This is a genomic window from Curtobacterium sp. PhB128, assembly GCF_004340725.1.
Lineage (GTDB): Bacteria > Actinomycetota > Actinomycetes > Actinomycetales > Microbacteriaceae > Curtobacterium.
The window spans coordinates 22478-41574 of record NZ_SLUR01000014.1; the positions used below are offsets into that span (position 1 = coordinate 22478).

The window sequence follows — 19097 nt, forward strand, 5'->3', positions numbered from 1 at the left end:
GCGCGCCGCAGTAGTACCCGAACACGAACGCACACGCGCGGCCCGGGCCCGGCGGCGGCGGCCCGCGCCCGAGGTTCCGAAATCTTGGAGTCTCGGGGCGCTGAGCGGCATTCCGTGGAACCTCGGCGCCGAACCCGCGGCGTGTTGTGGAACCGCGACGTCCGGGCGTCGGCGTGTCGCGCGCCCTCGAGCCCGACCGGCCGCCGGCGCCGCACTCAGTGAGCAGAAAAGGTCGAGTGGCGGGGCCGGACCCGACCTTTTCTGCTCACCAAGCCCGAGCGCCCGCGAAGCGCCCGCGCCGCGCTACCGCGCCGTGCTCGCGCGCAGGACGACCTCGCCGTCGATGGCACCGTCGGCCTCGAGACCCAGCGCCCGCCGCACCGCCCGCTCCCCGATCTCCTCGAGCGGGAGCCGCACCGTGCTGAGCGCCGGCACGACGTCGGCGAGCATCTGCACGTCGTCGAACCCCGCGACGCCGACGTCCACCCCGGGGACGAGCCCGCGCTCCCGGATCGCCGCGACCGCCCCCACCGCCATCAGGTCGGTGACCGCGAACACGCACCGCGGCAACGCCCACGCACCGCCCGCCGCCCGGTCGAGCAGGGTCACCATCGCCTGGTACCCGCCGTCGCGCGTGAACGCCGACGGCACCACCGAGTCGTCCGGCACCCGGATGCCGTGCGCGGCGAGCCCTGCGACGAACCCCTCGACCCGCGCGTGCGCCGTCGCCAGGTCCGGGTCGCCGGACAGGACGGCGAACGAGTCGTGCCCCTGTTCGACGAGCGCTCCCGCAAGGGCCGCGGCACCGCTGAGGTTCCGGATGACGACCCCGTGCACGCCGGGCACCCCGGCGGCGGCACCGTCGAGGTCGGACACGAGCGCGGACACCCCGGCACCGGCGGCGACGAGTGCGCCGACGGCAGCTGCGGAGTCCGACGCTCCCGACGTCTGCCCAGCACCGAGTCGACGACTCACGGCGAGCACCACTGCCCGCGGCCGGAGTCCGGCGACGACGCCGAGCACCGCGGCCTCGCGCGAAGGATCCCCGCCGGTCGAGGTGATCGTCACCACGAGCCCGGCGTCGTCGGCAGCCCGGATCGCCCCCGCGGCGATCGCGGCGAAGTACGGGTCGGCGATGTCGCCGACGACGAGCGCCAGGGTCGTGGTGGTCCCGCGAGCGACGGCCTGCGCCTGCACGTTGGCGGTGTACCGGAGCTCGTGGGCGGCGGCCTGCACACGGTCCACCGACTCCGGTCGGACCTTCCGCGTGCTGCCGTTCAGCGCCCGCGAGGCGGTCGCGAGCGACACGCCTGCGAGCTCGGCCACGTCGGCCAGGGTGACGGTGCCTCGCTCGGGCATGTCGTGCCTCCAGTCCGGTCCGCGCCGTGCGCGGTCTGTGGCGAGGATAGCGATTTCCCGGGAGGCCCGACCAGCGTCCGCGCCGTCAGCGCGGCCATCCGAGACGGCTGGTCATATTGTCAGAACATCACGCAGGAAAGCGCTTGCCATGAGCGCTCACGTCGTGTAGACCTGGGGTCCTCGGCCGAGACACCCCGAACGCTCGCCCACGGCAGACGCCAGTGGTCCCGAACGAAAGCAGTGACGATGAAGTCATCCAAGAGAATGCTCGCGCTCGCCGGCGGCATCGCCGCACTGGCCCTGTTGAGCGGCTGTGCCTCCGGCAGCTCCGGCGACGGCGGCAAGGTCGATCAGCTGACCTTCTGGCTCTCCACCTCCACCGCGCAGGAGAAGGGCTACCAGGACCTCGCCACCGCGTACGAGAAGAAGACCGGCGTCACGGTCAAGATCGTGAACCTGCCGTACGACGGACTGCAGACCAAGCTCCGCGAGTCCGCCCAGGCGAACTCGCTGCCCGACGTCGTGCGCGCCGCCGGCATCGACCCGATCTGGACCGGCAAGACCGTCGACCTGGCCTCGATCGTCGACGACGACGCGAACAAGATCGACCAGGACATCATTGCCAAGGACGACGACGGCAAGGTCACCTCGATCCCGTCCGACGTCACCGCCGCCGGTCTGTTCGTGAACAAGTCGCTGTTCGAGAAGGCCGGCGTCGACTACCCGACCGACCCCGCGAAGGCGTGGACCTGGGACGAGTTCCTCACGGCCGCCGACAAGGTGAAGGCGAAGACCGGCGCGAAGTACGACATGGTGTTCGACTCGTCGCCGTCGCGTCTGCGTGCCTACATGTTCACCAAGGGCACCGACTTCATGCAGCAGGAGAAGGACGGCTCCTTCCCGACCGACGCGAAGACCGTCGACGCACTGCAGGACTTCGCCGACATGAACGACGACTCGGTCATGCCGAAGTCGGTGTGGACGAGCGGTCAGGACCCGAACGCCCTGTTCAAGAGCGGTCAGGTCGTCGCGTACTTCTCGGGTGTCTGGCAGTCGTCGGACTTCGCGTCGAACATCACCGACTTCGACTGGGCGAGCGCCGCCACCCCGGCCGACCCGACCCACGCCACCGAGATCAACTACGGCGGCAACATCGTCGGCTTCGAGAACTCGGACGCCCGCGGTGCCGCGGCCAAGAAGTTCATCGACTACATGTACGCCCCGACGAACTACGCGAAGCTCGTGACGACGAACGGCTTCCTGCCGGTCGAGACCGGGCTGGACATCCAGTACCCGTTCGAGTCGCAGGCAGCGAAGGACTCCTTCGCGCTGTACCAGAAGGAGATCGACGCAGCCGACCCGATCTCGAGCTCCTACGCCAAGGAGAGCGCGAAGTGGGCGGTCGAGGGCAAGGAACTCGGCACCGATCCCACCACCGCCGAGGTCGGCAAGCTCATCAACGGGCAGCAGTCGGCCAAGAAGACCCTCGAGACGATCACGAAGTACTACGAGGAGCACGTCGGCTGACGGAACGGGGCCGGGCGCGCGCGTCCGGCCCCGTTGTCTCTCCTTCCACAGCAGCACCACGTCGAACGAAGAGGATCATCGTGAGCATCCCCACCGCAGCCGGTGACGTGCAGACCGCCGTCCCCACCCCGGTGCCGCCCCGCCGGCCCGGAGCCGCGAAGACGACGAAGCGCCGCCGCTCCGGCGTCAGCAAGCCCGTCCTCGCCCCGATCCTGTTCGTGAGCGTCAACGCCGTCCTGTTCGTCGTGTTCTTCGTGTGGCCCGCCGTCATCGGCCTCGGCTACTCGTTCACCGACTACAACGGCGTCGTCGACCCGAAGTTCATCGGGTTGGCGAACTACTTCGAGCTGTTCGCCGACGACACCTTCTACGCAGCCCTCGGGCGCACCTTCCTGTACGCGATCGTCGCCGTCCCGCTCGGCTTCGTCCTCGCACTGTCGATGGCGTTGATGCTGACGAGTCCGGCGGCGAAGGGCCGCAGCGTCGCCCGCATCGTGTTCTTCGTGCCGTGGCTCATCTCCCCGATCGTCACCGGTGTCATCTGGCGGTGGATGTTCGGCGAGAACTTCGGCCTGGCGAACTTCGTCATCGAGTCCCTCGGTGGCAAGGCCGTGCCGTGGCAGTCGAACGCCGACCTGTCGCTGCTCGTGGTGGTCTTCGCCACCGCGTGGGCCGGCGCCGCCTTCAACATGCTGCTGTTCGTCGCCGCGATCCGGAACGTGCCGCAGTCCTACTACGAGGCAGCGTCCCTCGACGGGGCCGGCGCCTGGCACCAGTTCCGGTACATCACGCTGCCGAGCATCGCGCCGACGTCGTTCATCGTGATCCTGCTGTCGTCGCTCGGGGCGTTCAAGGAGTTCGCCACCATCCAGGCGCTCAACGGCGGCGGACCCGGCACCGACAACAACCTGCTCGTGCAGTACATCTACACGAACGGGTTCCAGAACGCCCACATCGGCTACGCGAGCGCGGCGTCGATGGTCCTCATGCTCATCCTCATGGCCATCGCGCTCATCCAGCTGGCCGTGAACCGTCGGACGGAGGCCCGTCGATGACCGCCACCCTGCCCAGCGCCCCCGGCGCACCCGCAACCGACAACACGACCAAGAGCAAGAGCAAGAACACGCGCAAGAGCACGACCAAGCGCCTGGACGGCCCGCCCCGTCCGAAGGCCATCGCGGCCACCGCCCTGCTCTGGGTCTTCATCATCGCCTTCGGCTTCCCGGTGCTCTGGTTCGTCCTGAGCGCCTTCAAGCCCGGCGGCGAACTGTTCTCGTACCCGCTGACCCTGCTGCCGAAGAACTGGTCGGTCAGCGGCTTCACCGAGGCGTGGGCGAGCTACGACTTCGCCCGCTACTTCGGCAACACCGTCATCGTCGCGCTGGTCACCACCGTGCTCACCGTGCTGGCGAGCGCCGCCACCGGCTACGCCCTGGCGAAGTACGACAACAAGTGGCTCAAGGTCTTCTTCGTCTGCATCCTGGCGACGACCATGCTGCCGACCGAGGTCATCCTCGCGCCGACGTTCATCGTGATCCGCGACCTCGGCATGTACGACTCGTTGGCCGGCATCATCGTGCCGTCGGTCATCACCGCGACCGGCATCTTCATGTTCCGGCAGTTCTTCATCACGGTGCCCGACGACCTGGTCGAGGCCGCGCGCATCGACGGTGCGAGCGAGTTCGGGATCTTCTGGCGGATCATGCTGCCGATCTCCCGGCCGATCATGCTGACGCTCGCGATCTTCTCGTTCCAGTGGCGGTGGAACGACTACATCTGGCCGCTCCTGGTGCTCAACGACCCGCACCAGTTCACGATCCAGATCGCACTGCAGAGCATCGTCGGGGCCGAGAACGTCAACTGGACCGTCCTGCTCGGTGCCTCGGTGATCTCGATCATCCCGCTCGTGCTCATCTACCTGGTGTTCCAGAAGTACGTGAACGGCGCAGACCTCAACGCGGGACTCAAGGACTGATGGGGTTCCTCGACGCGGTCGGCCCGGCCGCGGACGCCGCCGTCGCGCGCCTCCGGCTCGCCGACGACGATCCGGCTGCGCTGCAGCACCGGGAACTGATGGCGCGTGCCCTCACCCTGGTCGGGGCGTGGGTCCGGAACGAGCGGACGGGAGGCCCGGATCGCCTTCCCGACGACGACCTCGCCACCGCGCACGGCTGGGTCCGGCACCTCGCGGCCCGGCAGTCCCCCGGCGGCACGTTCATCGGCGGCGACAACGTGCTCTCCCCGCCGGACTCGGCGTTCACGGTGAACGACGTGTGCGACGCCCTCGAGCTGCTCGCACCGTACCGGGCGTCGGTCCCGGCGGCCGCGGTGCTCGCCGACGACCTCGACCGGATCGTGCACCGTGCGACGCCGGCGCTGCTCACCGGTGGCGTGCACACGCCGAACCACCGGTGGGAGGTCTCGGCCGCCCTCGCCCGGGTCCACCGACTGCACCCGGCACCAGCGCTGGTCGCGCGGATCGAGGAGTGGCTCGCCGAGGGCGCGGACATCGACGCCGACGGGCTGTGGTCCGAGCGCAGCCCGAACTACGCGGCGGCCGTCTCGTGCCCGTCGTTCCTCGTCCTCGCCTCGGTGCTCGACCGGCCGGAGCTGCTCGACCCCGTCCGCCGGTCCCTCGACGCCACCCTCGCGCTGCTGCTGCCCGACGACACCGTCGAGACCGTCCAGTCCCGCCGCCAGGACCAGTCGCAGGCGTTCGGCATCGGCGCGTTCGCGCCTCTGCTCTGGCACCTGGCCGTGCTCGACGACCGCGCCGACCTCGCCGCCGTCGCTGCACGGGCCGCCGTCGCGGACATGTGGCAGCCTGGTGCGGTCGCCGCCCGCGCGATGACGGATCCGCTGCTCGCCCGTCCGTTGCCCGTCGGTGCGCCGCTCGAACCGGCCGTGCACTCCTTCGCCGACGCCCGGCTCGTGCACGTCCGCGAACAGGACCGCAGCGTCGTCCTGTTCGCCGGCTCGGACGTGCCGTCGCAGGGCCACGTCCGATCGGGCCTGGCGAACAGCCCCACGTTCCTGCGGGTCTTCGCCGGCTCGGTCGCGCTGTCCGACGTCCGGCTGTCGCGCGAGTTCTTCGGGCTCGGACCGTTCCGTCCGACGTCGCTGGAGTCCCTCGGCGACGGGCGGTACCGACTCGTCGAGACCGTGTCCGCGGGGTACCACCAGCCCTTGCCCGCCGCGGCTCGACGGACCGACGGCGCCTACGCGCTCGGTGACGAGGACCGGTTCTCGGCGTCGATGTCCTTCGGCTCGCGCGCGGCCGACACCGTCTCCCTCACCACGACGGTCGACGTCACCACCACGCCGGACGCGGTCTCGCTCGACGTGACGACCGAGGGCGCCGACGTGCCGTGGTCGCTCCAGCTGACGTTCCGCGGCGGGGGTACGTTCACGGGTGTGAGCACCGACGCCGCGACCGGGGAGACCGTCCTCGCCGACGGGACCGGCACCTACCGTGTCGGCGACGACGCCGTGTCCTTCGGGGCCGGCAACGGCAGCGGCCCGACCCAGCCGGCGTTCTACACGCCCGGACAGGACTACGCGTTCCTCGGCGGCACCGACCGACCGGACGGCGAGCACGTCCACGTGACCGGGCGCTCCCCCGGCACGACGCGCATCACGATCGGTACCGCTCGATGACCCTGCCCGGCGTGGTGCTCGTCGGTGCGCGTGGGTACGGCCTGCACCACCGGGCGAACATCGACCGGCTCGTCGCCGCGGGGGTCTGCACGCTGACCGCCGTCGTCGACCCCACGCTGGGCACGACCACCGACGACGGCGCACCGGTGGCGTCGGACGTCGCCGCAGCGCGCGACCACGGCCCGGTCGACGTCGTCGTCATCGCTGCGCCGATCGCCGCGCACCTGCCACTGGCGCTCGCTGCCCTCGAGGCCGGTGCCGACGTCCTGCTCGAGAAGCCCCCGGTGACCACCCGCGACGCGCTCGACACCCTGCTCGACGCCGAGCAGCGCACCGGCCGCGTCGTGCAGGTCGGGTTCCAGAGCCTCGGGTCCGAGGCGCTGCCGGCGTTCCGTGACGGGTCGCTCGTCGGTCCGGTCCGGTCCGCTGCGGCCGTCGGCACGTGGACGCGGAACCAGGCGTACTGGGACCGCTCCGCATGGGCCGGACGGCGTCGGGTCCAGGGCGTCGACGTCCTCGACGGCGTGGTGACGAACCCGCTCGCCCACGCGGTCGCGACGGCCCTGGCGCTCGTCGGCTGCCGTCGGGCGTCCGACGTCAGGCGCGTCGAGGTCGAGCTGTTCCGGGCGAACGACATCGAGGGCGACGACACCTCGGCTGTCCGGGTCACGACCAGCGCCGGCCTCGAAGCCACCGCCGCTCTGACCCTCTGCGCTCCGTCCGAGGTCCTGCCGACCGTTCGGGTCCGCGGCACCGCCGGGAGCGCCGTGCTGCACTACACGGCCGACGAGGTCACCGTCGGCGACACCACTCGGACCGTCGGCCGGACGGACCTGCTCGAGAACCTGCTCGCCCACCGGTCCCGCGGGGACGATCTGCTCGTCCCCCTGGTCTCCACGGGTGCGTTCGTCGAGGTGCTCGAGGCCGTTCGTGCCGCCGAGCCCGTCCGCATCGACCACCCCTGGGTGACGTGGGAGGGCGAGGGGCCTGCCCGTCGTCCGCTCGTCGCCGACGTCGAGGCGATCGTCGACCGCGCCGCCGACGCACGAGCGTTGTTCTCCGAGGTCGGCGCGCCCTGGGCCCACACCGCCCGCGACGAGGTGCTGCAGGTCCTGCGCGTCGACGGGGCCCCGGTGGCCACGGAACTCGACGGCTCCGGGACCATCGCGACCTCGTCGCCGTGTCCGTACCTGCACCCGGTGCGGACCCTCGGCGGCACCGTCCTGAGCGCCGACCACCCGGCCGACCACGACTGGCACTGCGGCGTCGGGGTCGCGATCCCGGACGTCGACGGCGTGAACTGCTGGGGCGGCCGCACCTACGTGCACGGTCCGGGCTACGTCTGGCGCGACGACCACGGCCGCGTCGACGTCGTGCGTGCCGAGCAGCACCCAGCTCCGCACGGTGGCGGCACGGTCCAGGAACTCGTCTGGCGCGGGCCCGACCACACGGTCGTCCTGCACGAGGACCGCACACTCGCCTGGCGCGCCGTCGACTCCGGGTGGGAACTGACCTGGTCGTCGTCGTTCCGAACCCCCGGCGACGCCGTCGTGCACCTCGGCGGTCCGGGCAGCAACGGCCGGATCGGTGCCGGGTACGGCGGGTTCTTCTGGCGCTTCGCCGACTGCACCGACGTGGTCGTCCGAACCGCTGACGCGCAGGGCGAGGCGGCGGTGCACGGCTCGGTCGCGCCCTGGGTGGAGTGGTCCGCGGTGTTCGAGGGAGCGCCTGCGACGATCCGGCTCGAAGCGCTCGACCACCGCGATCCCTGGTTCGTCCGGGCCGCCGAGTACCCGGCGATCGGTTCGGCCCTCGCCTGGCGTGCGCCGGCGCTCGTGCACCCCGGTGTCCCGCTCGTCCGGTCCTTCCGCGCGACGATCGCCGACGGTGCGACGCCGGGCGGCAATACGCTGGACCGATGAGCACCGCAGACTGGGAAGCCCGCGTCGCCGCACTCTGGGCCGACGACACGATCGACGACCAGCAGCGCATCGACCGCATGCGCGAACTCGCCGACGCTGCGCCGCACCCGGCCCTCGGCGCGTTCGAGCTCGGCGGCGCGAACGACTCCGGCGGCCACGAGGCCGAGGCCGACGTCCACTACGCAGCCGCCACCGCCGCGGGACTCGCGCACGTCGATCCTGCCCGGGCTGCGCAGATGGTCGTGCAGCACGCCTCGACCCTCCGGAACCTCGACCGTGTCGACGAGGCCATCGCGATGCTCCGCGACGCCCCGGAACACCCGTCCACCGGTGCCGCGCCGAAGGTGTTCCTCGCGCTCGCCCTGCACAGTGCGGGCCGTCACGACGAGGCGCTCCGTGTCGCGATCGAGGCCGTCGAACCGACACTCCCCCGCTACCACCGCTCGGTCCGCGCCTACGCGGCGGCCCTCACCGAATGAACTGCACGAGCCGGGCGGCGGTGACGACCCGGCTCGCGGGGACGCGGACGTCCCTCCCCGTCCGGTCGCGACACCCGAATCGCGGCGGGACGAGCTGCGGGGCAGGACAGGAAGGAAGCGTCGACGCTCGACTGAGGCCCAGAGAGGCGCTCCCTCCCCACGGGCCGATCGTGCTTCGACCACTTGCGGATTCGGGTTCCGTTACCTCGCACAGCATGCGCCTGCGCGGTCTGAACCGATAGGGGCAGTGCCCGATCAGCCGGGATCGGCGGTCAGGCGTTCCGTCGCTGCAGCGCTTCTGCAGCCTTGCCGAGCAGCCAGTTGACGGCCCAGCACAGCACGCCGATGACCGGCAGTGCGAGGATCACGAGCGTCCAGAGGACCTTGACCACGAGCGTGCGCCGACGGTCACGCCAGACCTGCACGATCGCGAGGACCTCGAGGGTCAGCATCAGCAGGAGCACGAACACGTGCGACTCGGACAGGTCCATGAACACAGTGCGATCCCTCCGTGGCGGCCGCTGCCGCGCAACGAACCGACAGTGGGGCCGACGCCGCCGCCCACGCCACCTCCCGTCCAGGTGTCACCGAGCCACCGTTCCCGCACCCGCAATGCCCCCCCCGCTCCCGCGAACGGGCGAAATACCCCGGCCGGCCGGCTCCTCACCCCGGCATTTCGCCCGCTCGCGCGAACGGGCACTCGTATTCCACCGGATGCATGTGAGTTGTGGCATGCGACCGCGAGCGGGCGAAATGCCCGGGTCGCGGGGCGCGCAACCCCGGTATTTCGCCCGCTCGGCATCCAGCGCGCGCCGACCGGGCGAGTGAGCAGGCCTGCGGGACGCGCGCGGGCAGGCGGGACGCGCGTGGGCGGGCGGGCAGGCCGTCCGCGGGCGGGACCGGCGCACGAGGCGTGACCGCGGGGCGGACGGGAGGCGCGGAGCGGGCCCGCACCGGGCCTCCCGTCCGTCAGCGGCAACCGTCTAGGGCCGCGCGCCCTCCTGCGGGACCGCCTGCGCGACCGGCAGCGAGTCGCTCGTCGTGCGGAGCGACTCCTGCCGGATCTCGAGCTGCGTCACGGCGAGCGCGGCCAGGTCGTGCAGGTTGGCGAGGTCGGCCTCGGTCGCCTGCCGCGGCTTCGTGTCGAGCACCGCGAGGGTCCCGATCGGGACGCCGTCGTGCCGCACGAGCGGCACGCTCACGTAGAACCGGATGCCGAGCGCGCCGGTGACGAGCGGGCTGTGCTGCATGTCGGGGTGGATCGACCCGTCCGGGATGACGACGGGGACCGCGACGGGCGCGAAGCCGTTGCCGAAGTTGATGTTGCGCGCTGCTTCGTCGACGCCCTCGGCGATGTACGACTGCGACCAGGCGCGGTCCTCGTCGAGCACCTCGACCAGGGCGATGGGCGCGTCGAACAGGCGGGCGGCCATGGCGGTGGTGCGGTGCAGGGCCTCGTCGGGCAGGGTGTCGAGCGTCGCCGGGCGGGCTGTGTCGGCGTCGGCTCGCGGCGCACCGGCAGCGGCAGCGGCGGTCGGTGCCGCGGCCGTGGTGTCCACGACGTGGTCGGTGCCGGCGGTCTCGGTCATGACGACGTCGCGCAGCATCGTGACCAGCTCGGCGCCGGCGGGGCGTGCGGCCGGGTCCTGCGCGGTCATCGCACGGAGCAGCTGCTTCCAGTGCTCGGGCAGTGGCTCGGGCACCACTGGGTCGCGGGACAGGCGGGCGACCGCGGACTCGACGAGCGAGCCGGGGAACTCGCGGCGGCGGGTGAAGCACTGCAGCAGCACGAGGCCGAGCGAGTAGACGTCACTCGGGCTCCCGACGTCGCCGCCGCGGGCCTGCTCGGGGCTCAGGTAGGCGGCCGTGCCGGTGGTGACGCCGTCGGCGGTCATGCGTTCGACGCCCGCGGCGAGCGCGATGCCGAAGTCGGTGAGCCGCGCGCGGGCACGGTCGGAGTCGTGGCCGTAGTCGACGAGCAGGATGTTCGACGGCTTGATGTCGCGGTGCACGACGCCGTGGCTGTGGATGTAGTGCAGCGCCTCGGCCATGTCGTAGCCGATCTCGGCGATGTGGCGGGAGGCGAGTGGGCCGACGGCGAGGCGTTCCTCGAGGTCCTGGCCGACGACCAGCGCCATCACGAGGTACCGCTGGTGGGTGCCGTCGTGGCCGGTGACGACGCCGGTGTCGAGCAGGCTGACGAGGTTGTGGTGCTCGAGCGAGGCGAGCACGCCGAGTTCGGCCTCTTGCCGGGCGATGTCGACCGTGCCGGCGTGGAACACCTTGACGGCGACGGGGCGGTGCAGGCTCTCGTCGATGCCGCGGTACACGACGGACATGCCGCCCTGGCCGATGGCGTGTTCGAGTCGGTAGCGCCCGTCGAGCAGTGGGGCCGCGGACTGGGTGTCCTCGGTCGGACTCATCGAACCTCGTTCTCGGTGCGGGCAGGCGTCGGTGCATCCTCCCATCCCGACGGGGATCGTGGGGGCCCGCGGCGTTCTCCGGCTGAACGGCGCCGACGCGTCAGCCCGTCGGCCCGCTCTCGAACAGCACCCGCATCGCGTCGGCCCGGATCCAGCGCTCGCTCACCAGGAGCGGCCGCCCGGTGCCGGCGTCGACGGTGCAGCTCTCGATGAACCAGCCGAGGGTGACCTCGTCGAGGTCGAGGTGCCGTGCGACCTCGTCGGTGACCACGTCGGCACCGGCGCGCACCCACCGGCGGACGGGCTCGGCGCCGGCGGCCTCGCGCAGCACGTCGTAGAGCGAGTTCCGCACCCGCAGCGCCTGTCCGAGTTCGGGGACGACCGTGCGGGGCACCCACTCGACGCCCCACGCGGCGGGTAGTCCGTCGACGAGTGAGCGCCGGGTCAGCCGGTGGCACGGCGCTCCGGGTTCGAGCCCGAGGTGCGGGGCGACGGATGCGGGCACCGGGGCGAGGGCGCAGGACAGCGTGACGCTCGAGGGTTCTCCCCCGGCGTCGCGCACGGTGCGGCTCCACGACGGCGCGGCGTCGGAGCCGATCCGGTAGTCGATGCGCCGTGCGACGAAGCTGCCGACGCCCTTGACCCGGCGGATCCGGTTGCGGCGCTGCAGGTGCTGCAGGGCGGCGCGGGCGGCCGACCGGCCGACGCCGAAGCGTGCGGCGAGTTCGGCCTCGCTGGCGACCCGGGTGCCGACGGCGGTGTCGGCGAGCTCGGCTTCGAGCTCCGCCGCGATCTCGAGGTAACGCGTTTCCGGCACGCTGCGGACTGTAACCGAGGTGGCTGGCCCGTCGCACACCTGTCCGGACAGGAGCGCTGCAGGCTCCCGGCGCTGTTCACCTGCCGGACACCTGCGGACCGGATGGTGGTCATCGGTTCCTCGGACGCTGTGGGCAGCCCCGCTCTCGCGGGAGACAGCCCGCACCCGCGGGTGACCGGACCACAGGAGCCCCATGATCTCGCTCGTCTGCCTCGACATGGCAGGGACCACCGTGCACGACGGCGGTGTCGTCGTCGACGCCTTCCGCACCGCCCTCACCGACGTCGGCCTCGAGCCCGGCACGGCCGCGCACGACCACGCCGTACAGTACGCGCTCGACACCATGGGGCAGTCGAAGATCGCCGTGTTCACGGCCCTGTTCGACGGCGACACGGTGCGGGCCGAGGCGGCGAACGCCGCCTTCGAGCGCGCCTACGCGGCGACGGTGGGACGCGGCGTCCGGCCCGTCGACGGTGCGGTGGACGTCCTGGAGGCCCTGCGCGCGTCCGGCACGAAGGTCGCGTTGACGACGGGGTTCAGCCCAGTGACCCGCGACGCCGTCCTCGACGCGCTCGGCTGGCAGGACCGGGTCGACCTCGCGCTGTCGCCGGCCGACGCCGGTCGTGGCCGTCCGTACCCGGACATGGTCCTGACCGCCGTGCTGCGCACGCAGACCGACGACGTGCGCCAGGTCGCCGTCGTCGGTGACACCGTGGCCGACCTGCTGACGGGCACCCGTGCCGGGGCGTCGGTCGTCGCCGGTGTCCGGACCGGGACCCACCAGGACGCCGACTTCGCCACCGTGCCGCACACGCACGTCCTCGACTCCGTCGCCGACCTGCCCGCACTGCTCGCCGGACTCGACGCGGCCGCGCTCGGGACCGACGTGCCGCACGCCGACGAGCCGCGCGCCGACGAGTTCAGCGCCGTGGCGCGGTGACCGACGTCGACGCCCGGTACGCGCTCTGGCACGGCATCGGGCACCCGGTCACGGTCGAGGAGCACGCCGGTGCGCTTCCGATGCCCGACGGGTCCGTCCTGGTCGCGATCGAGGCGGCGACGGTGTGCGGCAGCGATCTGCACACGGCCCTCGGGCACCGCGCCGGACCAGCGCCGAGCGTCCTCGGGCACGAGCAGGTCGGCCACGTCGTCGCGATCGCCCCGGGGTCGGTGCCGACCACCGTCGCCGGCGTCCCCGTCGCCCTCGGTGACCGGATCGTCTGGTCGGTCGCGGCGTCGTGCGGCACGTGCGACCGGTGCCGTGCCGGGCTGCCGCAGAAGTGCCGGTCCCTGCGGAAGTACGGTCACGAGGCGTCGACCGCCGACTGGCTCCTCAACGGCGGGTTCGCGACGCACTGCGTCCTGTTGCCCGGCACCGCGATCGCCGTCGTGCCCGAGCACCTGCCGGCCGTGGTCGCCGCCCCGGCCGCGTGCGCCACGGCCACCGTCGCCGCTGCACTGGACGCGGTGGACCGGCCGCTCGCCGGGGCTCGGGTCCTCGTGACGGGTGCGGGCATGCTCGGGGTCACGGCGGTCGCGATGGCCGTCGCCGCCGGGGCCACCGTCGTCGTCTCGGACCCCAATGCCCGGCGACGTGCCCTGGCCGTGTGCTTCGGCGCGGATGCTGCGGTGTCGCCGGGCGAGCCGGTGGGTGCCGTCGACGTCGCGATCGAGCTGTCCGGCTACCCGGACGCCGTCGAGACCGCGGTGGACGCCCTGGACGTCGGCGGCACGGCCGTCCTCGTCGGCGCGGTGTCGTCGAGTCGCCCGGTGTCGCTCGACCCCGAGCGCATCGTGCGGGGGCTGCTCCGGATCGTCGGCGTGCACAACTACGCACCCCGGCACCTCGCCACCGCGGTGGACTTCCTGGCGTCGACCGACCTGCCGTTCGCCGACCTCGTCGAACCCGCCGTCGGACTCGAGGGTGTCGACCACGCCGTCGTGACCCCGCCGTCCGCCGGGTACCTGCGCCGCGCGGTCGTGCCGTCCAGCATGCTGGTCGGATGACGACGTACCGCGCCGCCCGTGTCCACCTCGGCGCGGGCACCGACGACACCGTCCTGCACGTGCGGGACGGTGTCGTCGTCGCATCGCAGTCCGACGACGACGTGGTCGACCTCGGCGACGTCGAACTGCTGCCCGGGTTCGTCGACGTGCACGCCGACTCCCTCGCCCGGTTCGAGCAGCCGCGCCCCGGCGTCGGCGTCCCGCTGCCGCACGCCCTCGACGCCTTCGCGGCGGACGCGCTGCTCGCCGGCGTGACCACGGCGTTCCTGTGCTGCTCGATCGAACCCGACACCGTGCCGACCCGGAGCGCGGAGCACGCGGCCGCCGTGCTCGACGCCCTCGCGACCATGCCGCTGCCGATCGACGTCCGCGTGCACATGCGCGTCGACGTGACGGACGACGGCACCGTGGACGCGCTCGAGCGGCTCGTCGCCGGTGCCCCGGCGCGCGTCGGACTCGTCTCGTACATGGACCACACGCCGGGCCGCGGGCAGTACCCGGACGAGGCGGGGTGGCGTCGCGCCTACCGGGCGCTGGACCGACTCGGCGACGACGAACTCGACGCACGCCTCGACCGGTTCCGCCGCGGAGCCGCCGGGGTCCCGGGCCGCCGCGAGCGCATCGCCGCGGTCGCTCGCGAAGCCGGTGTCGTGCTCGCCGCGCACGACGACGACTCGGCCGAGGCCGTGCAGACCGCGGCACGCCTGGGCGCCGGCATCTCGGAGTTCCCGGTGACGTCGGACGCCGCGGAGACGGCCACCACGGCAGGGCTCGGCGTCGTGGTCGGTGCGCCGAACCTGTGGCGCGGTGGCTCGCACGGGTCCGGACCCTCGGCCCGGTCGGCACTCGTCGCCGGGCACGCCGACGTCGTCACGTCCGACTACCACCTCGGCTCGCTGCTCCCCGGGTTGCGTGCCGCTGCGGCCGCCGGGGTCGCGCCCTTCGACGACCTCGTCCGCACCGTCACCACGGCACCGGCGCGGCACACCGGTCTCGACGACCGCGGGTCCCTGACACCCGGACACCGTGCGGACGTCGTCGCGGTCCGCGGCGAGCGCGTCGTCGGGGTGTGGGTCGCCGGTCAGCGGGTGCTGGCGCGCACCTGATCCTGGTGCTGCCCGGGTACGGCGTCGAGCACCGACGGTGCCAGGCCGAGTCCGGTGGTCATGCCGATGCCCGTCGTCACCGTGACGACGTCGACGCCCGGCAGCGGGTGCTCGACGAGGAACTCCTGCCGAGGCGAGGACGCGTAGACGCCCTGCCACCGGTCGAGCACGCGGAGCGGCGCACCGAACAGCCGCTCGGTCTCGGCGACGAGCAGCCGGAAGCCGTCCTCGTCCTGGAACGGTGGAGCGTCGGCCGCACGCTCGTGGGTGTCCCCGACGATGACGCTGCCGTCCGGCGGCGACGTGTACATCTGGTTGAGGTCCCAGCGGATGCCGTCGGGCAACGACGCCGCCAGTGCGGACCGGAGTGCCTCGGCACTCGGCATCGCCGCGAACCCGGAGTACCGGAGCAGCGACCACCCGGTGAGCAGCGGCGTCGCGAGCGGGAAGGCCAGCGGGATCGCAGCGCGGAGCATGTGGAGCCGGCACCGGACGACCCCGGCCGCCTCGGCGAGGGCCGGGAACAGCTGGTCGACGTCGTGGTTCGTGCAGACGACGATGCGGTCGGCCTCGATGGTGCCGCGCCCCGTGCGAACCGCGCCGGTCTCGATCCCGAGCGCAGCGGTGCGCCAGTGGAACCGGACCCCCTGGGTGGCGAGCCAGGCGGCGATGGCGGGTGCGGCCTCCCGGGGGTCGACCTGCAGGTCCTGCGCGAGGTGCGCTCCCCCGCTGACTGTGGCGGGGTCGACCGGCACGGCGGCCGCGATCGCGGACCCGTCGAGCAGACGGACGTCCGCGCCCGTGGCGCGGTACTCCTCGAGCACCGCGAGCTCTTCCGGACGGCGCGCGACGACGTGCGCCCCGCGCTCTCGAGCCGTGAACCCGGCGAGCGGAGCCAGCGTGAGCCACCGGTGGCGGGCCTCCTGGGCGTACCCAGCGGCCTCGCCCGTCTGCGGGGTGATGCAGGCGTGCCCGAAGTTGCGGACGCTCGCACCGACGACGCCGGCGGCGCGGTCGACGACGGCGACCCGTGCGCCGCGGAGCATCGCCTCGTAGGCGACGCCGAGGCCGACGATGCCGGCGCCGACGACGAGGACGTCGACCCGCTCGGTGCCGGCCGTCGTGACTGTCGTTGTCGTCGTGCTCACCGGAAGACCCTCCGCATCCACATGGCGATGCCCTCGACCACGAGCACCGTGACCAGGATCATCAGCACGATCCCGGTGACCGAGGCGTAGTTCGAGCCCTGCGCGGCGTTGAGCAGGTAGTACCCGATCCCACCACCACCGACGACGCCGAGGATGGTCGCCGCGCGGATGTTGGTGTCGACGAGGTAGAACGTGTGACCGATCATCGCCCGGATGCCCTGGGGCACCGTCGCGCCGGCGTACCGCTGGAACCGGGTCGCGCCGGTGGCGGTGAGGGCGCGTTCGGGGCCGGGCTGGACCTCTTCCAGCGAGTCGGCGACGAGCTTGCCGAGCAGGCCGATGCCGCCGAACGCGAGCGCGAGGGTGCCGGCCTGGGCGCCGAGGCCGGTGATGACGATGAGCACCACCGCGAGGATCGTCTCCGGGATCCCGCGCACGACGACGAGCAGGAACCGGGCGCCGGTCCGGACGCCGCGGGTGGGTGCGACGTTGCGGGCCGCGAACGAGCCGATCACCATCGAGAACACGAGCGCGAGCAGGGTGGCGGCGAGCGCGATGGCGACGGTGTCGAACATCGCGGAGAACATCACGCCGGCACCGTAGCTGCCGAACGACGGCGGCCAGAACTGGGCGGCGACCGGCGGGATCTTCCCCCACACGGTGGCGAGGTCGCCCCAGGCGATGTCGCACACCACGACGCTGCCGATGACGACCAGGACCGCGACCCAGGACCACACGGTGGTGCGGGCGCGCGCGGCGGTCCACGGGCGGCGGAGGGCGTCGTCGGGGGTGGCGAACCGTGCGGCGGCGGCGGCGCGGGGCTCGGCCGTGGCGCGGGGCTCGGCCGTGGCACGGGGCTCGGCCGTGGCGCTGTTGCGCTGGCGCCGCTCGCCGCTGGCCTGCCGGCGGCGCATGCCCGCACGGATGGCGCTCGCGCCGATCCCCCGGCCGGCCGGAGCGACGCCGAGCATGGCGGCCCGGACCGAGCTCGACACGATCTCCATGAGCACGCACAGCGCGAAGATGACGATCGCGTACCCGATGCCGAGCGAGTAGTCGAGGGACTTGAACGCGAACGACATCTCGCGGCCCAGGCCGACGATGCCGACGTACCCGAGGATCACCGAACCCCGCAGGTTGATGTCGTTGCGGTGCAGGATCGTCGCGACCCACGACGGCAGCACCTGCGGCAGCACGCCGGCCGTGAACTGCTGCAGGCGGTTGCCCCCGGTGGCGCGGATCGCGGTGCGGGGTCCCTCGTCGATCTGCTCGATGGCGTCGGCGAAGAGCTTCGAGATCATGCCGATCGAGTGGATGCCGATGGCGAGGATGCCGGGCAGCGGGCCGATCGTGAACATCAGCACGAACACCATCGCGAGGACGACGTCCGGGATCGCGCGGGTCAGGACGCTCACGAACCGCGCGGCGGCGATCCACCCGCGGCCCGGGCTGGTGTTGCCCGCCGCGAGGTAGGCGACGGGGACGCTCAGCACCGCGGCGAGCAGGGTTCCGAGCAGCACGAGCCCCACGGTGAGCGCGGTCTGCTGCAGCAGCGTCGCGGCGTCCGGGAACCGGACGGTGCCGACGCGCTGGAAGAAGTGCTCCGCGTTCGACCACGACGCGATCATGTTCGGCACCGAGATGTCGATCCGGGCCAGGGCGACGCACGCCAGCACGGCCAGGGCGACGAGTGTCAGGCCGGCGGCGACGCGCTCGGGCGAGACGCGTCGGCGCGGTGCTGCGGCGACGGCCTGCTCGGGCGAACGGTGGGTGCGGACGACGGGCCGCTCGGTGACGGCGGTCACGCCGGTAGCCCGCTCGTGGCGTCCACGGTGTCGTGCAGCGCCTCGACGGCCGCGAACTCGTCGGTCGACGTCGCGACCTGGCCGTAGATCTCCATGACCTGCGCCTTGCCGAGCCCCTCGGTGCGGGTGTCGAGGACGACCTCGCCGTGCCGGAGTCCGATGATCCGGTCGGCCCAGGACAGCGCGAGGTCGACCTGGTGGAGACTGCACAGGACCGTCAGTCCCCGCTCGGCGGCGATCTCGCGGATGAGCGCCATCACCTGACCGCTCGACTCCGGGTCGAGCGACGCGACGGGCTCGTCGGCGAGCAGGACCGACGGGTCCTGCATGAGCGCCCGGGCGATCGCGACGCGCTGCTGCTGCCCGCCCGACAGGGTGTCCGCCCGCTGGTAGGCACGGTCGAGCAGCCCGACGCGGTCCAGGTGCACGAGCGCTCGGTGCCGCAGCCGACGGGGGTAGGACCACAGCCCGAGCCGCGGGCCGCGCAGGGTGGCGAGCGCCCCGGTCAGGACGTTCTCGAGCACGGTCAGCGCGGGCACGAGCTCGAACTGCTGGAACACGAACCCGACCTGTCGGCGCAGCTCGCGGAGCTTCCGGCCGGACAGGTCGTGCACGGTCGTCCCGCCGACCCGGACGGTGCCGGAGGTGGGCAGTTCGAGGGCGTCCACGTGCCGGAGCAGCGTGGACTTGCCGGACCCGGACAGCCCGAGGAGGACGACGACCTCGCCCGGTCGGACGGTCAGGGACACGTCCCGGAGCGCGGTCGTGTCACCGAAGCGCTTCGTGAGTGCGGTGATCTCCACCGCGGGGTCGTCGTGCGTCATGCGTGCTTCTCCTCGCGCTGTCC

The 19097-nt window shown here is 72.6% G+C and carries 16 protein-coding genes; 9 read left to right on the forward strand and 7 right to left on the reverse strand.

From position 1 onward, the window contains the following. Positions 1-303: 303 nt before the first annotated feature. Positions 304-1359 (reverse strand): LacI family DNA-binding transcriptional regulator, encoded by a 1056-nt coding sequence (locus EDF23_RS18235; protein ID WP_131922696.1) that lies wholly within the window; start codon positions 1357-1359, stop codon positions 304-306. Positions 1360-1605: 246 nt separating this feature from the next. On the opposite strand from EDF23_RS18235, the gene EDF23_RS18240 reads away from it, so the two are divergent. The 6 genes from EDF23_RS18240 to EDF23_RS18265 all read left to right on the forward strand — a co-directional run bounded on the left by EDF23_RS18240 (position 1606) and on the right by EDF23_RS18265 (position 8944). Further along, on the forward strand, positions 1606-2886 hold the full coding sequence (locus EDF23_RS18240; protein ID WP_165901200.1) for an extracellular solute-binding protein: 1281 nt from the start codon (positions 1606-1608) through the stop codon (positions 2884-2886). A gap of 80 nt (positions 2887-2966) precedes the next feature. Next, positions 2967-3941: a sugar ABC transporter permease gene (locus tag EDF23_RS18245; RefSeq protein WP_207895555.1), complete on the forward strand. Its 975-nt coding sequence runs from the start codon at positions 2967-2969 to the stop codon at positions 3939-3941. Continuing rightward, the gene (locus EDF23_RS18250; protein WP_243648981.1) at positions 3938-4861 is read left to right on the forward strand and encodes a carbohydrate ABC transporter permease; all 924 of its coding nucleotides are present in this window, start codon (positions 3938-3940) and stop codon (positions 4859-4861) included. The genes EDF23_RS18245 and EDF23_RS18250 overlap by 4 nt, the downstream gene beginning before the upstream one ends. After that, positions 4861-6543 (forward strand): hypothetical protein, encoded by a 1683-nt coding sequence (locus EDF23_RS18255; RefSeq protein WP_131922697.1) that lies wholly within the window; start codon positions 4861-4863, stop codon positions 6541-6543. Before EDF23_RS18250 ends, EDF23_RS18255 begins: the two co-directional genes overlap by 1 nt. Further along, a complete protein-coding gene (locus tag EDF23_RS18260) occupies positions 6540-8465 on the forward strand; it encodes a DUF6807 family protein (RefSeq protein ID WP_131922698.1) in 1926 nt (641 codons plus the stop codon). Before EDF23_RS18255 ends, EDF23_RS18260 begins: the two co-directional genes overlap by 4 nt. Next, positions 8462-8944 carry a tetratricopeptide repeat protein gene (locus EDF23_RS18265; RefSeq protein WP_131881652.1) on the forward strand — a complete coding sequence of 161 codons (483 nt, stop codon included), beginning with the start codon at positions 8462-8464 and terminating at the stop codon, positions 8942-8944. The genes EDF23_RS18260 and EDF23_RS18265 overlap by 4 nt, the downstream gene beginning before the upstream one ends. Positions 8945-9216: 272 nt before the next feature. On the opposite strand, the gene EDF23_RS18270 is transcribed toward EDF23_RS18265, so the two are convergent. The 3 genes from EDF23_RS18270 to EDF23_RS18280 all read right to left on the reverse strand — a co-directional run bounded on the left by EDF23_RS18270 (position 9217) and on the right by EDF23_RS18280 (position 12184). Further along, positions 9217-9435, reverse strand: coding sequence for a PLDc N-terminal domain-containing protein (locus tag EDF23_RS18270; RefSeq protein ID WP_131922699.1), 219 nt, complete (start codon positions 9433-9435; stop codon positions 9217-9219). Between the two features lie 492 nt (positions 9436-9927). After that, positions 9928-11367, reverse strand: a complete 1440-nt coding sequence (locus EDF23_RS18275; protein WP_131922700.1) for a GAF domain-containing serine/threonine-protein kinase — start codon at positions 11365-11367, stop codon at positions 9928-9930. A 100-nt stretch (positions 11368-11467) separates the two neighbouring features. Further along, positions 11468-12184: a GntR family transcriptional regulator gene (locus EDF23_RS18280; protein ID WP_165901201.1), complete on the reverse strand. Its 717-nt coding sequence runs from the start codon at positions 12182-12184 to the stop codon at positions 11468-11470. 193 nt (positions 12185-12377) lie between these two features. Here EDF23_RS18280 and EDF23_RS18285 point away from each other — a divergent pair, with 193 nt between their 5' ends. Genes EDF23_RS18285 through EDF23_RS18295 form a run of 3 tightly spaced genes read left to right on the forward strand, consistent with a single transcriptional unit; the run spans position 12378 to position 15297 of the window. Beyond that, positions 12378-13124, forward strand: a complete 747-nt coding sequence (locus EDF23_RS18285) for a phosphonatase-like hydrolase (protein ID WP_131922702.1) — start codon at positions 12378-12380, stop codon at positions 13122-13124. Further along, positions 13121-14191 carry an alcohol dehydrogenase catalytic domain-containing protein gene (locus EDF23_RS18290; RefSeq protein WP_200849163.1) on the forward strand — a complete coding sequence of 357 codons (1071 nt, stop codon included), beginning with the start codon at positions 13121-13123 and terminating at the stop codon, positions 14189-14191. The genes EDF23_RS18285 and EDF23_RS18290 overlap by 4 nt, the downstream gene beginning before the upstream one ends. Next, positions 14188-15297, forward strand: a complete 1110-nt coding sequence (locus EDF23_RS18295) for an alpha-D-ribose 1-methylphosphonate 5-triphosphate diphosphatase (protein ID WP_131922703.1) — start codon at positions 14188-14190, stop codon at positions 15295-15297. Before EDF23_RS18290 ends, EDF23_RS18295 begins: the two co-directional genes overlap by 4 nt. Here EDF23_RS18295 and EDF23_RS18300 read toward each other — a convergent pair. From EDF23_RS18300 to phnC, 3 genes are read right to left on the reverse strand one after another with little or no spacing between them, the layout of a single operon-like run. Further along, complete coding sequence (locus EDF23_RS18300) at positions 15273-16445, reverse strand: TIGR03364 family FAD-dependent oxidoreductase (RefSeq protein ID WP_131922704.1); 1173 nt, start codon at positions 16443-16445, stop codon at positions 15273-15275. The genes EDF23_RS18295 and EDF23_RS18300 overlap by 25 nt on opposite strands. Continuing rightward, positions 16442-18250: an ABC transporter permease subunit gene (locus tag EDF23_RS18305; protein WP_131922705.1), complete on the reverse strand. Its 1809-nt coding sequence runs from the start codon at positions 18248-18250 to the stop codon at positions 16442-16444. Before EDF23_RS18305 ends, EDF23_RS18300 begins: the two co-directional genes overlap by 4 nt. Beyond that, positions 18247-19074 (reverse strand): phosphonate ABC transporter ATP-binding protein, encoded by an 828-nt coding sequence (gene phnC / locus EDF23_RS18310; RefSeq protein WP_131922706.1) that lies wholly within the window; start codon positions 19072-19074, stop codon positions 18247-18249. Before phnC ends, EDF23_RS18305 begins: the two co-directional genes overlap by 4 nt. Between the last annotated feature and the right edge of the window lie 23 nt (positions 19075-19097).

Bases quoted from the DNA above. Each gene is read 5' to 3' on its own strand.
- EDF23_RS18235 (WP_131922696.1), bottom strand. From the start codon at position 1,359: ATGCCCGAGCGAGGCACCGTCACCCTGGCCGACGTGGCCGAGCTCGCA.
- EDF23_RS18240 (WP_165901200.1), top strand. From the start codon at position 1,606: ATGAAGTCATCCAAGAGAATGCTCGCGCTCGCCGGCGGCATCGCCGCA.
- EDF23_RS18250 (WP_243648981.1), top strand. From the start codon at position 3,938: ATGACCGCCACCCTGCCCAGCGCCCCCGGCGCACCCGCAACCGACAAC.
- EDF23_RS18255 (WP_131922697.1), top strand. From the start codon at position 4,861: ATGGGGTTCCTCGACGCGGTCGGCCCGGCCGCGGACGCCGCCGTCGCG.
- EDF23_RS18260 (WP_131922698.1), top strand. From the start codon at position 6,540: ATGACCCTGCCCGGCGTGGTGCTCGTCGGTGCGCGTGGGTACGGCCTG.
- EDF23_RS18265 (WP_131881652.1), top strand. From the start codon at position 8,462: ATGAGCACCGCAGACTGGGAAGCCCGCGTCGCCGCACTCTGGGCCGAC.
- EDF23_RS18270 (WP_131922699.1), bottom strand. From the start codon at position 9,435: ATGGACCTGTCCGAGTCGCACGTGTTCGTGCTCCTGCTGATGCTGACC.
- EDF23_RS18275 (WP_131922700.1), bottom strand. From the start codon at position 11,367: ATGAGTCCGACCGAGGACACCCAGTCCGCGGCCCCACTGCTCGACGGG.
- EDF23_RS18285 (WP_131922702.1), top strand. From the start codon at position 12,378: ATGATCTCGCTCGTCTGCCTCGACATGGCAGGGACCACCGTGCACGAC.
- EDF23_RS18295 (WP_131922703.1), top strand. From the start codon at position 14,188: ATGACGACGTACCGCGCCGCCCGTGTCCACCTCGGCGCGGGCACCGAC.
- phnC (WP_131922706.1), bottom strand. From the start codon at position 19,074: ATGACGCACGACGACCCCGCGGTGGAGATCACCGCACTCACGAAGCGC.